At 32.1% G+C, this 14,679-nt stretch carries 12 protein-coding genes; 2 read left to right on the top strand and 10 right to left on the bottom strand.

Annotated elements, in window-relative coordinates; genetic code table 11:
* Positions 1–34: 34 nt before the first annotated feature.
* The 8 genes from ACFX5F_RS04950 to ACFX5F_RS04915 all read right to left on the bottom strand — a co-directional run bounded on the left by ACFX5F_RS04950 (position 35) and on the right by ACFX5F_RS04915 (position 10,301).
* A complete protein-coding gene (locus ACFX5F_RS04950; protein WP_379850491.1) occupies positions 35–3,085 on the bottom strand; it encodes an efflux RND transporter permease subunit in 3,051 nt (1,016 codons plus the stop codon).
* Positions 3,086–3,277: 192 nt separating this feature from the next.
* A complete protein-coding gene (locus ACFX5F_RS04945; protein ID WP_379850489.1) occupies positions 3,278–4,228 on the bottom strand; it encodes an efflux RND transporter periplasmic adaptor subunit in 951 nt (316 codons plus the stop codon).
* Complete coding sequence (locus ACFX5F_RS04940; protein WP_379850487.1) at positions 4,197–5,432, bottom strand: TolC family protein; 1,236 nt, start codon at positions 5,430–5,432, stop codon at positions 4,197–4,199. The genes ACFX5F_RS04945 and ACFX5F_RS04940 overlap by 32 nt, the downstream gene beginning before the upstream one ends.
* Positions 5,433–5,460: 28 nt before the next feature.
* Positions 5,461–6,483: a YncE family protein gene (locus ACFX5F_RS04935; protein ID WP_379850485.1), complete on the bottom strand. Its 1,023-nt coding sequence runs from the start codon at positions 6,481–6,483 to the stop codon at positions 5,461–5,463.
* A gap of 151 nt (positions 6,484–6,634) precedes the next feature.
* Positions 6,635–7,051 carry a PepSY-like domain-containing protein gene (locus ACFX5F_RS04930; protein ID WP_379850483.1) on the bottom strand — a complete coding sequence of 139 codons (417 nt, stop codon included), beginning with the start codon at positions 7,049–7,051 and terminating at the stop codon, positions 6,635–6,637.
* A 126-nt stretch (positions 7,052–7,177) separates the two neighbouring features.
* Positions 7,178–8,323: a serine hydrolase domain-containing protein gene (locus ACFX5F_RS04925; RefSeq protein ID WP_379850481.1), complete on the bottom strand. Its 1,146-nt coding sequence runs from the start codon at positions 8,321–8,323 to the stop codon at positions 7,178–7,180.
* Positions 8,323–9,624: a PorY family sensor histidine kinase gene (locus tag ACFX5F_RS04920; protein WP_379850479.1), complete on the bottom strand. Its 1,302-nt coding sequence runs from the start codon at positions 9,622–9,624 to the stop codon at positions 8,323–8,325. Before ACFX5F_RS04920 ends, ACFX5F_RS04925 begins: the two co-directional genes overlap by 1 nt.
* On the bottom strand, positions 9,621–10,301 hold the full coding sequence (locus ACFX5F_RS04915; protein WP_379850477.1) for a response regulator transcription factor: 681 nt from the start codon (positions 10,299–10,301) through the stop codon (positions 9,621–9,623). Before ACFX5F_RS04915 ends, ACFX5F_RS04920 begins: the two co-directional genes overlap by 4 nt.
* 272 nt (positions 10,302–10,573) lie before the next feature.
* Between ACFX5F_RS04915 and ACFX5F_RS04910 the strand changes: the two genes are divergently transcribed.
* Positions 10,574–12,001, top strand: coding sequence for an L-serine ammonia-lyase (locus ACFX5F_RS04910; RefSeq protein WP_379850475.1), 1,428 nt, complete (start codon positions 10,574–10,576; stop codon positions 11,999–12,001).
* 22 nt (positions 12,002–12,023) lie between these two features.
* Here the strand turns inward: ACFX5F_RS04910 and ACFX5F_RS04905 are convergent, their stop codons facing one another.
* Positions 12,024–12,398: a hypothetical protein gene (locus tag ACFX5F_RS04905; RefSeq protein WP_379850473.1), complete on the bottom strand. Its 375-nt coding sequence runs from the start codon at positions 12,396–12,398 to the stop codon at positions 12,024–12,026.
* 293 nt (positions 12,399–12,691) lie between these two features.
* Between ACFX5F_RS04905 and ACFX5F_RS04900 the strand changes: the two genes are divergently transcribed.
* Complete coding sequence (locus ACFX5F_RS04900; RefSeq protein WP_379850471.1) at positions 12,692–13,741, top strand: glycosyltransferase family 9 protein; 1,050 nt, start codon at positions 12,692–12,694, stop codon at positions 13,739–13,741.
* Between the two features lie 109 nt (positions 13,742–13,850).
* Here ACFX5F_RS04900 and ACFX5F_RS04895 read toward each other — a convergent pair whose 3' ends face one another.
* Complete coding sequence (locus tag ACFX5F_RS04895) at positions 13,851–14,597, bottom strand: NUDIX domain-containing protein (RefSeq protein ID WP_379850469.1); 747 nt, start codon at positions 14,595–14,597, stop codon at positions 13,851–13,853.
* Positions 14,598–14,679 lie beyond the last annotated feature (82 nt).

Here is a 14,679-nt window from a genome sequence, read left to right as displayed (position 1 = left end):
TATTTAAAAATGAACAATTTAAATTGAAATAAAATTAATTAAAGTGAGTAAAATGTTTTTCATTCTTGAAAACTAAACACAATAAAGTAGGCAATACAACCAATAGTAAAGGCATTGCAATAATAAATCCTCCAATCACAGCAATAGCTAGTGGCTGATGCAATTCTGAACCCGTTCCAATTCCTATTGCTAGTGGAAATAAGGCTATAATTGCTCCAAGCGCGGTCATTAATTTAGGACGCAAACGAGTGGAAATTGAATAAATTATAGATTCATTTACATTCCGTGTCAATTTAAAAGTTTCTCTAAATTGTAAAAAAGTAAAAATAGCATTCTCACTTATTATTCCTACTATCATAATAATTCCTGTGTAACTCCCCACGTTTAAAGGCGTTTGCGTTAGAAAAAGCAAAATATAACTTCCTGCAATTCCCAGTACCGAAATTAAAAGGATTACCAATGCCACTCTAAAATCTCTAAATAGAAATAAAATAACACCAAAAACCAATAAGGAAGAAGCGATTAATATCATCAATAATTCCTTGAAAGATTGTTGCTGCTCTTTATAAGCTCCTGCGTATTCTATATAATAACCACTTGGCAAATGAATATTACTTTTAACTTGTATTTGAATATCCTTCATCACACTTCCTAAATCTCTATTATCCAGTCTTCCGGTTACAACACTTATCATTTGAAGATTTTCACGTTCTATTTCAGCCACTCCTTTTTGAGCTGAAATAGCAACTAAACTCGAAATAGGAATCGATTGACCATTAGGTAAAAATAACTGCAATTTTTTGATATCTTCTAAACTTCTTTTTTCTGAATTTTTATAGATTAATCGAATGGGAATTATGCGTTCATTGTCTAATAAATTCCCAATAACATTCCCTTCAAGCGCAGTTTGCAACTGGAATTGCAAGTCAGCCGGAGTGACACCATATTGTGCTAACTGACTATAATTGGGCACAATATTTATAGATGGCCCAGCCAAAACAATACCATCAAATACATCAGCAGTACCTTTTACTTTTTCAACTATTGCATTTACTTTTTTGGCTATTTTTTGTAATTCTGCTTGATTACTGCCAAATATCTTCACTTCAATTGGTGAAACAGAACTCATTAAATCACCTAACATATCCCCTATTACCTGACCAAAATCAATACGCAAAGCGGGCTGAGTCGCCTCTACTTTTTGTCTGATTTCATCAATAATATCATTGCTGGTTTTACTTCGGTCTTTTTTTAATTGAATCAAATAATCCCCGCGATTGGGTTCCGTTATAAAAAATCCCATTTGTGTTCCTGTGCGGCGACTGTACGCTTCTACTTCAGGAATTTTTATAATTATTTTTTCCACTTCTTTGAGCATTCTGTCTGTTTCTCCCAGTGAAGTTCCTGGTGGACTTTCATAATCCAAAATGATGCTGCCTTCATCCATTTCTGGTAAAAAACCAGTTTCTAAATTGGGAAGAATAATAAAAATAGAAAGCACCAGAATGATACAAAATGAAATACTAATTATGGGTTTTCCAATAAAATAAGCGACCCAAGTCTGCGTTTTTACATCATGGATTTCAATTTCTTTTTTCGTTTCCGAATTATTTCCTTTTTTGGAAAGCAATAAATAAACTACCGGAAGTAACAGCCAAGTCACAAAAAAGGAACAGACCAAAGTGATTATCATAGTATCTGTTAACACTTTAAAATACGAACCCGCAACACCGCTCATCAATACAAAAGGAATAAAAATCACAATCGTACTTATGGATGAACCCACCATTGCCGGGAATAAATAGTGAATCGCTTTTTGCAAAAGCGAAACCGTAGGCTCATCAGGATGTTCCTCGTGCGTTCTATGAATTTGTTCTACAACTACAATCGCATCGTCAATAATTAATCCTAAAGCCGCCGCAATCGCGCCTAAAGTCATAATGTTAAAAGTTTGTCCGGTTAAGTACAAAACAATCAATGTTAACCCTAAAGTAACGGGAATAATAATCAAAATAGTGGCACTGGCTTTCACCGATTTCAAAAATAAAACAGCAACGATTATGGCTAACAAAAGCCCTATTAACAAACTATCCGTTACACTTTTTACAGCATCATTTACAAAACTGGCCTGCTCATAAAATGGGGTTATTTTTATGTTTTTCGGAAGGATTTTTTTCAATGATTCCAGTTTATCATGCATCGCCTCTGATAGTGCAATCAAATTTGAATTGGGTTGCTTGAGAACGGCAATAAGAATACTCTCTTTACCATTCGCATTTACTTTTATGTATTCTTTAGCTTCCCGAATTTCAACAGCAGCAATATCTTTTAAGGTTACAATTCCTTTTCCGTTGTTACGAATTACCAAATTTTCCAGTTCGTCCTTTTTATCAACCTGGGCATCCGTAATCGTGAGATATAAATAGCGGTAATCCGATAAATACCCATTGGATTTAATAAAATTAGTTTGACTTAAAACTTGTGTGATAGCATCTGGTGTAATTCCTAATGCTGTCATTTTTGTAAAATCAAGTGACAACCAATATTCTTTTTCTTTTCCGCCAATAATCCTAATCTCAGAAACACCATCAATTTGAGAAAGGAAGGGTTTTATCGTATAATTGGCTATTTTTTTGAGTTCAATAGCGGATAGACCTTTTGCTTCGATAGCATATCCAATTACCGGAAGAATGGAAGGATTCATTTTTTCGACCGAAATTTGAGTATCAGGCGGAAGATTATTTTTTATCTGATTGATTTGCTCTTCTATTCTGGTTTTGCTCAAATCGATATCCGATTTCCAATCCATGAATGCCGAAATCTCACAACTTCCTCTACTGGTTGTACTTCTGACCGTTTTTAAATCTTGAACTTTTTTAATGGCATTTTCCAACGGTTTTGTAACCGTAATCATCATTTTATCGATGGGCTGTTGTCCGGCATCAGCAATGATCTTTATTTTTGGAAAAGTAATTTCGGGAAACAAACTGGTTTGCATTTTAGAATAAGCAAAAAAGCCTCCCAAAATAATTAGAAAAATTATGGCACTCAGTCCGTTTTTATGTTTGACAAAAAAGTTGTTCATTTTATATTTTTGAATTGCCGTTGGCTTTAGCCAACGTTATTGTTGATGTACAGTCATTGGCTTTAGCCAAAATTTAGGTGTTATTTTGGCTAAAGCCAATCAACTTACTCATCCCAATCCGCTGGTTAAAACCAGCGGCAATTGACGAAAAAATTACACGGTAATTTCAAAGACTCAATGGTATTACACTCATTATTTTTTTATCACTTTTACCTTAATTGTATCTGCAACACCATAATTTCCTGAAAGTAAAATTTCATCTTCTAAAGTTAAAACAGGCGATAGAATTTCTACTTTATCTGCCGTTTCTACTCCTTTTTTTATCGGTATTTTTATGGCTGTATTAGGATTAATCAGTTTCATAATCCAAAAATCCGTTTCCGTTTCATTACTCAAAACGGCCGCTTTTGGCAACGAAATCGTTTTTGGATTGGAACTTTTATTAATTCTGACTTTTACAATTAAATTCTCTGGAATGTCATGTTTACCAATGACTTTTAGAATCACACTTTGCGTTTGAGAAGTGGCATCAACGGTAGGCATGTATTTTTGAACTTTCGCTTTTATCAAAGTACTATCCGGTAGGATTACCGTTAGTTCTTCATTGATTGAAACATATTTTTTGAACTCATAAGGCAAACTCAGAACAATCGCAAAACTATTGGAATCATTAATCGTTACTAAGGCATCCCCATCCTGAACGTAATCACCTTGTTGCACATTAACTGAAGTTACAAAGCCATTTGTATTTGCTCTAACTTTTATGGCTCCGCCAAAGTTTAAACTTGGGTCAATTTTATTAATCGTATTCCCTAACACTTTTGCCTCACGAGTTTTTATCGAAAATAATGCTGCCCCGTTAGAAACATAATCATTGGGAGCCACATTAACGGAATTCAAATACCCTGTGGCATTTGCTTTTATAACATTTTTGACCAAATAAGTTGCTGTAGCATTCAGATCAATATAACTTTCAATTGAATGGGTATCAATAGTCGTTAAGGTCACAGGAACACTCGCGTCAATTACTTTTTTGGCTTCGTTGCTATTTTTACAGGAAATAAAAAAAAGCGCTATTAGGATAAAAAATAGAATTGGTTTCTTCATAGAATTAGTCATTAAAACTCCAATAATTAATTTCATTTATGATTTGGAGTTTGGTGCTGTTATTTTGGGAAATGGCATTTTTGATTGCTATTAAATTGCCAACAGCAATACTATATTCGGTAATTTGTGCATCGCCGGTAAGCAATAATTTTTTATTGGCTTCAATTAATGCATCAGCGATAATAAGCTGCGATTGCAACTGATTTTCTACAGCTGCTGATTGTTTCAGTTTCAAATTCAACATCAATAATTGTTGTTTGTATTGTTTATTGAAATTGTTTTTATAGGCTAAATTAGTAGCTAATGCCGCATCATTTTTTTGATGCTGCAAAGTACGTTGGTTTCCATCATAAATAGGAATTGAAAGTCCTAAACCCACACTAAATCCAAAATTTTTATAGGCCTGATAGGCAAAACTGGAATTATAACCTGCATCACCTAATAAAGACAAGGAAGGTTTATAGCTGTAATCAATGAATTTATTTTGATTTTGAAGTTTCAGGCTGTCCACTTCAAATTGTTTCAAAAAAACTATTTTATCCGAAGGTTGAATATTTTTCAAAGTAATTTCAGGCTTTTTTAAATTAATAAAAGTCGTATCGGTTTCTCCTGAAAGGTAATTCAACAAAGCCAAATCATTTTGATATTGCTGTTTTAATTGTAATAAGACCAAATCCTGCTGCTTCACAGTTGCGCTAAAAATCAAATAATCCGTTTGTTTGTAAACTGCGTTTTGGGTTAATTTTTTTAGGATGCTTGTTTCCTGTTTTAAAAGAGTTGCAATTTTCTGGTTGAAACCAATTTGTTCTGAACTTGCCGAAGCCGAAATGTATTGAGCAACAATGGTTTTATTTAAATCTTTTAAAGTGATTTTTTGATTCAAAACCAAAGCTTCTTTTATCAATTGAAACGAGTCTGATTGCGAATTGATTCTGTTTTTCCCAATTATTTTCTGGTTAATACCTACCAAAGCAGACACGGATTGCCCATTACTTAAAGCTGAATCATAGCCAAAACCATTAATTATAGGCGCATAATTACCATTCAAATTTCCAGTAACTTGTGGTTTATAAACTGCGCGATTCAATAAACTATCCAGTGTAGCCGATTTTATTTGGTTGCTGTAATCTTTAATTAAAGGAGAATTATTTTGTGCTTTAGTAATAAAGTAATTCAAATCCTTTTCTTGCGAAAAAGATTTGAAACAAATAAAAATAAGTAGTAAAAGCTTCCATTTCATTGGATAAATTTAGATAAAAAGAATGAAACTATTTAGAAATTGGTTCAACAACTAAAACAACGAAAGAATTAGTCGCTATTCCAGCCCGTGGTTTCGGGTTTTCTGTCGTTGGTTTTTGTTTTGCACCAAAATCTGTTGTAGACAAATACAATTGATTCGTAGTTTTATTTAGTGCAATGGTTCTGGCTTCTTTTTGAGTTTTTACAGTCTCCAGAACTGAAAAAGTATTTGCATTACCCTCTTTTACAACCGTAATGGTTCCTTCGCCATTAGAACTAAATATAAGATTCTTTTTTGGGTCAAAAGCAACGCCGTCACAACCAGCACCAATTGGTAAAGTCTTTATTATTTTCCCATTTGTAGCATTAACAACGATCATTAAATTATTGCTGCAAACAGAAAATAATCGGTTCGTAACTAAATCTATTGCCAATCCTGATGGTTCATCTCCAGGAGCAATACTCCAGGTATTTACAACTTTTAATGTTGAAGCGTTTATTGTTTTTATTTCGTTTTTATCTTCAATATTCACATAAATTAACCCTTTAGTATTGCTTACTGAAAACTCTGGTTTTCCACCCAATGGAATTGTTTTCACTACTTTATTTGTATGGGCATCAATAACCGTAGCATCATTACTTTCAGCATTGTAAACAAACACTTTTCGAGAAAATTGATCGTATAAAATGGCATCTGGTTTAATTCCTGCAATTTTTACTTTTTCAAGTAATTTAAATGTTTTCAAATTGACTACTGTAATAGAATTGTCTTTTCCGTTGCTGATAAATGCTTTATTGAGATCATTGGCAACCGCAATTCCATGAACTCCTTTTGTATCTGGAATAGTAGCTATTGTTTTATCTGATTTTAAATCAATCACATTGACCATATTTCCGTGTGAAACAAATAAATGTTGCGCCACATCATCAACAGCGAGATAATCCCATCCATCATTGCCAGAAGTGCTGATTTTTTTGGATAATTTATAGGTTTGGCTGTAACTATTAGAAATAGAAGCAATAATTATAAATGATAGTAGTATTTTTTTCATTTGAAAGAACTTTTAAAGTTAATTTTACGAAACAAATTTCAGCTGTAATTCTATTTTAATTCTATGGAAACCACAACTCGTTACATAATTAAAAAGAGTTGGATGTAACACCCAACTCTTTATGGTATAAGTTTATTAAAAAAAGTAAAAATTACTCTTTTATGGACATCCCATTTTCTTTAAAAGCTAGGCTTTTACTCTTCATCCCTTTTTTTAAATCTACTTCATAGATTGTCCCGTGTTTCGAACTTTCTGTTTTGTCCGCTTCTGCAATTTTCCAATCACTATATTTCGATTTTACAGCGGCTAAAACCGCTTTTGGTAAATTGATAGCTTTAATTTCTCTTTCCGTTTCCAGCCAGGTTCCATCTTCTGAAAAATTAGCAGAAATCCTGCTTCCTTCTAATGTGAATTCTGCTTCCCATTCTTTTGGCCCTTCAACTCCCCAACTTATCTTTGTTGCAGTAGGAAATTTTTTAGCGAAGGCTTTTTTTACTACATCCGGTGGAGTTCCTGCAAATGCACAACTGCAAATAAACACAATTGACATAATTAATAATTTTTTCATTTTTTTTTGATTTAAAAGTTAATTGCAAATAATTTTACACTACAAATATTAAACACAATTCTATTTTAATTCTATGCTAATAAATTGCAAATCATAATATTAACTTAATAAATCAATTAACTAAAACTACATTTGGTCAATTATTTGCAAAAATACTTCCTGCCAATAATTAGGATGATACGAGGTTTCTGTATCGCCAAAACGGACTATAATAATATTCTTTTCAGGATACATATAGAGATATTGACCAAACAAACCAACGGCAAAATAACTGCCATATTTAAAAGGTCCTATTCCCCAATTATTATTATAAAAGTGTTTATTATTTCCGGATGGATCAGAATGTGTCGAATATTCAACCCATTTTTTAGAAACAATTTGTTTTCCATTCCAGTTCCCCCCATTCAGATAAAGTCTGCCTAATTTAGCAAAGTCAATGGCTCTTGCTTGTAAACAACAAAAAGATTTTTCAATTGCTTTATCATCTTTTCGGTCTAAACTCCATGCCGCTGGCGCCTCCATTCCTAATGGCTTCCAAATTTTATCTTCCAAATATTTAGAAATAGTACCTCCAGTCACTTTCTCAATAATATATCCTAAAAGCAATGTATTCTCGCTGCTATATCTAAATTTAGTGTTAGGTGGACATTCAAGAGTTAAGTTAAGCATTCTTTCCCTTAAATTATCACCCCAATAAAACTCTGCATTATCAGATGCAGGATTTAATTCCCGATCCGTAAACCGTATACCGGAGGTATGTTGCAATAAATTTTTAATGGTGATTTTCTCCCAACCTATTTTATCATTAAATTCAGGTAAATAATCAACGATGAAATCGTTCTCACTTTTTATTTTTCCTTCATCAATTGCTATTCCTATTAATGTAGAAACAAATGGTTTGGCCATTGAAAAGGAGGAAACAAATGAATTTGAGGTATAGCCTTTATTGTATCTTTCGTAAACAATTGTGTCATTCCGAATAATTAAAAATGTTAGCGTTTTATGCAAAGTTGCAAAACTATCCAAGCTTACATTTGTCGAATTAAAATCCCGATTGATTACTCCTATTTTTGTTCCTAACTGATACTCTTTGTTGGATTTATAGAAATTATAAACGGGACCTTCATTATTTACTACTCGTTGCGGAAAATGTTTGTAATCCCCTTGACTAGGAATCCCTCCATACCTCAAGGATCGAAATACATCACAAGAACTTAACGTGCAAAATAATACAACGAGAAAAAAATAGTTAAAAAGCTTTTTTGATTTCATTACGCTAACTCTTTTTTATTTAATTCATTAATATTGTCTTTTGTCAAAATAAAACAATGTTTACCACTAGTAAATTTATAATTAAATACCAATCCGCTTACCTCTGCAATTTCTTTTACAATAGACAATCCAAGGCCTAGTGATTCTTGGGAAGTAGAGTTCTTATGAAAACGTTCAAATAACTGATTATCAATTGGGTTGTTAACCCCCAAATTTGAGATTGTAATTTTATTTTTCTCTATAAAAATTTCAATATTTCCACTATTAATATTATGCCTAATTGCATTTTGTAATAAATTATTAACCAATACTAAACACAAATCAGCATTCATCAAAACACAAAAATCGTTTTCAATATTTTTTATTATCTCAATTTTATTGGCTTGAATATGCTCTTCAAAAAAGACTAAGGAGTTATCAACTGTATTTTCAAAAGATACTTTTTCTGTGGTATTAAATTGTCTGTTTTCAATTTTGGTAAGTAATAGAAATGTTTTGTTCAATCGAATTATTTTAGAGCAAGCATAATCAATTGCTACTATTAATTTCATTTCATTCTCTTTCAAATTTTCAGATTGAATAAGTAAATCAATCTTAGATTTTATAACAGCTAATGGCGTTTGAATTTCATGCGAAGCATTTTCAGTGAATTTCTTTTGGCTATTAAAATCAACTATCATTTTTTGCATCATAACGTTTAAGGAAAGATTCAATTCATCAAATTCGGTTACCGATGTACTTGCTAAACGTGGAATTACATTATCACTGACACGAAATTTCTTTAAATTGGACACTGTTTGATAAAAGGGTTTCCATACTGTTTTTGAAATCCAAAAATTTATAATTAAATAAGTCACAAAAAGCAAAATCAATAAAATAACTAACGAAGTAAAAATACCTCTGAACAATTCGTTATATTCTAATGTGCTTCTCCATATTTTAATGGAATAATTAGTGTTTCCAACTTTAAAAACAGAAGATAATAATCTGTTTTCTGCCAGTTCATTTTCTTTTTTATCAAAAATTAAAGTGTCCGAAAAAACAGGTGCAGGTATTTTGAAAGCATTTATTTTAGCTATTTTTTTAATTGTAGCTTCACTGCTTTTAGTGATTATTTTCAAAGAAATCGTGTCATTCTCTTTTAAATAATTTTCAATTAGCTCTTTGCGATTTAGCAATAGTTCGTTATTACTTTGTCTAACCTCTCTAGTAATAATATGAAAACAAATAAATCCTGATAGAATTAATATCGGAATACTAAAAATAAAATAATACAAACTTGTTTTAGCTAATAGTTTCATTCTTGAGTTTTAAAATTGTAACCTATGCCATAAATAGTTTGCAAATAATCTTCACATTTTTTTTCCAATAATTTTTTGCGCAGATTTTTCACGTGATTGTATATAAAATCGAAGTTATCTAATCTATCGGAATTATCACCCCAAAGATGTTCTGCCAGCGCACTTTTGCTCACTACTCTATTTTTATTAGATATAAAATAAAGCAATAAATCATATTCTTTTGACGTCAAAATTATATCTTGATTGTGAATCAAAACTCGTCTTTCGTTAGGTAAAATTTTTATTTCATTGATACTAATTTCCAAATTCCCATCAAAACTTTTTCTTCTGATTAAAGCTTTAATTCGTGAATTAAGTTCCGACAAATGAAAGGGTTTTGGAAGATAATCATCTGCTCCAAGGTCTAAACCATTTACTTTATCATCAAGAGAATGTTTCGCAGAAATTATTATAATACCCGCTTTAGATTTTTTTAGTTTAATTTCTTTGAGTAAATCTAAACCTGAACCGTTTGGCAAAGTTATATCTACCAAAATACAATCATAATCGTATATCGCAATTTTCTGTTGCGCATGATAAAAATCAGGAGAAATTTCAACAATATTCCCTTCCATTTCAAGATATTGTTCAATGCTTTTTTGTAATTCTGGCTCGTCTTCTATTAGTAGTATTTTCATAGGTAACGTAAAAATAAAGCTAAAATCTATTCAAATTCTGTTTTTTAAATAAAGTTAAGAGATTTCAATATTTTATAATTCAAAATTAGCTCAACTAACCAAAATTTCAAAGTGCCAACTATGACTCCCATCTCGACCTCCTATTTATTTACGTTATTGAATGATTAGAATACAACATAATATCTTGCCAAATATTTAATAAAACTCCATTTTCAAACCTTTTCATTGCTACATTCTATTATCTTTGTTTTAAATAAACCTACTGATAAATTATGGAAGAATGTATCTCTGTTTTTGATATGCTTAAAATTGGTGTTGGACCATCTAGTTCTCATACACTTGGGCCTTGGCGCGCAGCAGAACGTTTTCTAAGTGAATTGCGAAATGAAAATTTAATACATAACGTAAACCGAGTAAAAGTAGATTTATACGGTTCCCTTTCTCTAACTGGTAAAGGACATGCTACCGATTTAGCGTTAATGCTAGGTTTAAGTGGACAAGATCCTGAAATTATTCCTATTGAAAATATTGCCGGAATTACAAAATCAATTGAAGATAAAAATGAAATCAATTTAGGAAACGAAATAGTGATTCCATTCTATTTTCTGCAAGACATTGTTTTTAATAAAAACTTCCTTCCCTTTCATGCCAATGGACTGACTTTTACTGCATATACAACTGATGAACAAGAATATTCAGCAACCTACTACTCCATCGGGGGTGGATTTGTAGTAAAAGAAGAACGTATCAATGCCAAAAAGAAAATTGCCATAAAATGTGCTTTCCCATTTCCAATTGACAAAGCCGAAGAATTACTGAATTATACAATTGCCGAAAATAAAAAGATATCTGAAATCGTTTACGAAAACGAGAAATCAATGCGTTCCGAGGAAGTTATTGATCACGAATTGATGCGTATTTGGCATACGATGTTAGAATGCATGTACATCGGCTGTCATTCTGAAGGGATTCTTCCTGGCGGATTAAATGTACGTCGACGAGCATTTGACATGCACCAAAACCTAATTGGCTTAGCCAACTATAATAGCCCTCAAACCTGGCTGGAAGAAATAAGAAAAACCGAAGTCAAATTTCGCCAAATCCTTCAATGGGTCAGCTGCTTTGCACTTGCAGTAAATGAAGTCAATGCCGCTTTAGGACGGGTAGTTACTGCACCTACAAACGGAAGTGCTGGCGTTATTCCCGCCGTTTTAATGTATTATTTGGTTATTGAAAATCATAATGCTGGGAAAAAAGAAATCAAACAATTCTTGATGGTTGCCGGAGAAATAGGAAGCATTTTCAAAAAAGGTTCCACAATTTCAGCTGCTATGGGCGGTTGTCAGGCTGAGATAGGCGTTTCTTCTTCTATGGCTGCCGCTGCTTTATGCGAATTAATGGGCGGAACACCAGAACAGGTTTTAATGGCTGCCGAAATTGCCATGGAACATCATCTTGGTTTAACCTGCGATCCAATTGGTGGATTAGTCCAGATTCCATGTATTGAACGAAATACAATGGGTGCTATAAAAGCCATTAATGCCGCAGAATTAGCCTTATCAACTGACCCAAAAAATGCCAAAGTCCCTTTAGACAAAGTGGTCGATACCATGTGGCAAACCGCAAAAGATATGAATAATAAATACAAGGAAACTTCCGAAGGAGGTTTGGCCATTGCAGTGAATTTAGCCGATTGTTAAAACAAATTATTTTGAGTGCCAGTTATAACTTCGTAGATTTTCCCACAGTCAAATAAATATGATTATTCGGATAGAGAAATTCCATCTTGGTATTTTGTTTGTTTACTTTCATCTCTACTTGTCCTTGTTTATTCTCTAAAGTATAAAGCGTATAATCAGGATCAGGCGAATAGGTCTCAGAATGAATTATTTTATACGATAATTTTATATCAGTAAAAAAGAATACTACGTCATTTTTTTGGGTATCCAAGAATACAAAAGAATATTCATTTCCTGAAATATCACATTGTCCATTATTGAAAGGTAATTCATCTACGCAATAACGCTGAACATTAAATACGTGTTCTTGAGAATACACACTACCAGTTAACAGTAGCATTCCGATTATTTTTTTCATACTTCGTGACTATTTTTTTCATTATTAGAAAGCCAAATACCTCTTTTTCTTCATAAACAAAACATATGCCACAAAAAAACACTTCCCTTAGGTCCTAAAAAAAACTTTGTAAAATGCAAACAGAAATTTTAAATTCTCATCAAATTGCAATATGCTCCATCACCTATTTTTATAAAAAAAATCGTTCCTTTGAACGGTGGTAAAATTCAATACTGTTATAATAAAATGTCGTAAAGCATCTTAAAGAATTAATTTCTGTTAGAGTTTCCAAATCAAAAATAATTTATTAAAATATGAATATAAAAAGAGACATCAACGCATTAAGAAGAAAATTAATGCGCAGTTTAACTAAAAATATTGGAACTTCTCATTTTGATCCAAATACTGATTTCACGAAAGTTACCATAAAAAAAATTTTAATTTGCAGACCAAATCCCAGATTAGGAAATCAACTGTTAATCACTCCACTTGTTCAGGAAGTCATTGCAACTTTTCCTGAATGTGAGATTGATCTATTTGTAAATGGAGGTTTAGCAGCAATTGTTTTTGAAAATTACAAAAATGTCAAGGGAATAATTCAACTACCCAGAAAACCTTTTAAAGAGTTAATAAAATACACTAAAGGATGGATAGCACTAAAACAACATAATTATGACATAGTGATTAATGTGGTTGAAGGGTCTTCATCAGGGCGATTGTCAGCACAGTTTGTCTCTTCAAAATACAAGTTTTTTGGTGATGATATTGAAGAACTTCAACTTAAATATGAAGATTACAAACACATCGCTAAACAACCAGTCTATAACTTTAGACATTATATGACCAAACTAGGTTTTAATGAAAGTGACAAACCAATTCCCTCCTTAAATCTAATGCTAAGTGCTTCTGAAATTGCTGAAGGACAAAAACTGTTGCAAGACATCGTGAAAAATGACAAAAAAACGATTGCCATTTTTACTTTTGCAACTGCTGAAAAATGCTATTCAGAGTCATGGTGGGAAACATTTTATGACAGATTGAAAATAGAATATCCAAATTACAATATAGTCGAAGTTTTACCTGTTGAAAATGTTTCGCAAATAGGATTTAAAACACCTACATTTTACAGTAAAGATGTCCGCGAAATAGGGTCTCTAGTCGCAAATACTGCCGTTTTTATTGGTGCCGATAGTGGAATTATGCATTTAGCCAGCGCCGCACTAACCCCTACAGTTGGCTTGTTTTCAGTGACGGATATAAAGATGTATGCGCCTTATAACAATAAAAGTGTAGCAATAGATACTAATTCTAGTTCTATTGATGATTGGATTAACATATTGAATAAAATTATTAAAAATAGCTAGTAGCATAGCACGCTTAAAAGACAAAAATCCATTAACTAAAAAAGAAGCCAATCAGCTTCTTTTTTAGTTGTAACGGGTTAATAAATAACTATTCTCTTTTTCGTTTTTATTACCAACCGTTATTTAATCCTTCTTTTAATGCTTTTTCATATTTTTCTATATCAAATTGGTAGAGGTCTGGCGCTTTATGAGCTCCACCCTTTCTGCTTTCATCCAATTTGATTAGGATATCATAGCGCAACATTTTTCTGTAAAAATTACCGCGATTTAATTTTTTTGCTAAAATAATTTCATACAATTTTTGCAGCTCAGGCATAGTGAATTTTTCTGGAAGCAAGTTGTAACCAATCGGTTTGTGATTCAATTGCTTTCGCAGGGTAATTAGTGCTTTATCAAAAATACTTCTGTGATCCATCATAAAATTGGGCAGTTCCTCTATTGATTTCCACTCACAGGCATCAGAAATATCATCCATAACTAAATTTACTTGGTGAAAATCGACCAAAGCATAAAATCCTACGGAAAGAAATCGTTGTTTATTCCATAACGTGTCCGGAAATTCATCAAAAACACCTCCCGATCGATTCAATTCGCTGAAAACTTTGAATTCTTGCAAATAAATATTTTCTGCACCAGTTCTACTATATAAAATTCTGTTAGCCGCTTCCATAAGATTTTCTGTCTTCAAAACATATCCTCCTGGAAGAGCCCAAAGATCTTTATCTTTTAACCTTGTAACCAATACTTTTAAAGTAACGTCATGAAATCCAAAAACGACACAATCCACAGATAAATTCGGAATATAGATATCCCAAGCTTTAGCTGATTTTTCCTCTATTATTTTATTAAATTCCATTCTTTTTTAATTGGTTGCGAAAATACGAATAAGATTATAATTTTTACTTTAAAAACTGATAATCAAAAAAATAAATTATTTT

It is taken from the genome of Flavobacterium zhoui, from assembly GCF_042787235.1.
GTDB classification, from domain to species: Bacteria; Bacteroidota; Bacteroidia; order Flavobacteriales; family Flavobacteriaceae; genus Flavobacterium; species Flavobacterium zhoui.
This window is presented reverse-complemented; position numbering and strand designations above follow the sequence as displayed.

What these genes read in the sequence shown, in the direction of transcription:
- ACFX5F_RS04925 (WP_379850481.1), bottom strand. Translation starts at nt 8,323, where the DNA reads ATGAAATCAAAAAAGCTTTTTAACTATTTTTTTCTCGTTGTATTATTT.
- ACFX5F_RS04930 (WP_379850483.1), bottom strand. Translation starts at nt 7,051, where the DNA reads ATGAAAAAATTATTAATTATGTCAATTGTGTTTATTTGCAGTTGTGCA.
- ACFX5F_RS04920 (WP_379850479.1), bottom strand. Translation starts at nt 9,624, where the DNA reads ATGAAACTATTAGCTAAAACAAGTTTGTATTATTTTATTTTTAGTATT.
- ACFX5F_RS04910 (WP_379850475.1), top strand. Translation starts at nt 10,574, where the DNA reads ATGGAAGAATGTATCTCTGTTTTTGATATGCTTAAAATTGGTGTTGGA.
- ACFX5F_RS04940 (WP_379850487.1), bottom strand. Translation starts at nt 5,432, where the DNA reads ATGAAATGGAAGCTTTTACTACTTATTTTTATTTGTTTCAAATCTTTT.
- ACFX5F_RS04915 (WP_379850477.1), bottom strand. Translation starts at nt 10,301, where the DNA reads ATGAAAATACTACTAATAGAAGACGAGCCAGAATTACAAAAAAGCATT.
- ACFX5F_RS04950 (WP_379850491.1), bottom strand. Translation starts at nt 3,085, where the DNA reads ATGAACAACTTTTTTGTCAAACATAAAAACGGACTGAGTGCCATAATT.
- ACFX5F_RS04895 (WP_379850469.1), bottom strand. Translation starts at nt 14,597, where the DNA reads ATGGAATTTAATAAAATAATAGAGGAAAAATCAGCTAAAGCTTGGGAT.
- ACFX5F_RS04935 (WP_379850485.1), bottom strand. Translation starts at nt 6,483, where the DNA reads ATGAAAAAAATACTACTATCATTTATAATTATTGCTTCTATTTCTAAT.
- ACFX5F_RS04905 (WP_379850473.1), bottom strand. Translation starts at nt 12,398, where the DNA reads ATGAAAAAAATAATCGGAATGCTACTGTTAACTGGTAGTGTGTATTCT.
- ACFX5F_RS04900 (WP_379850471.1), top strand. Translation starts at nt 12,692, where the DNA reads ATGAATATAAAAAGAGACATCAACGCATTAAGAAGAAAATTAATGCGC.
- ACFX5F_RS04945 (WP_379850489.1), bottom strand. Translation starts at nt 4,228, where the DNA reads ATGAAATTAATTATTGGAGTTTTAATGACTAATTCTATGAAGAAACCA.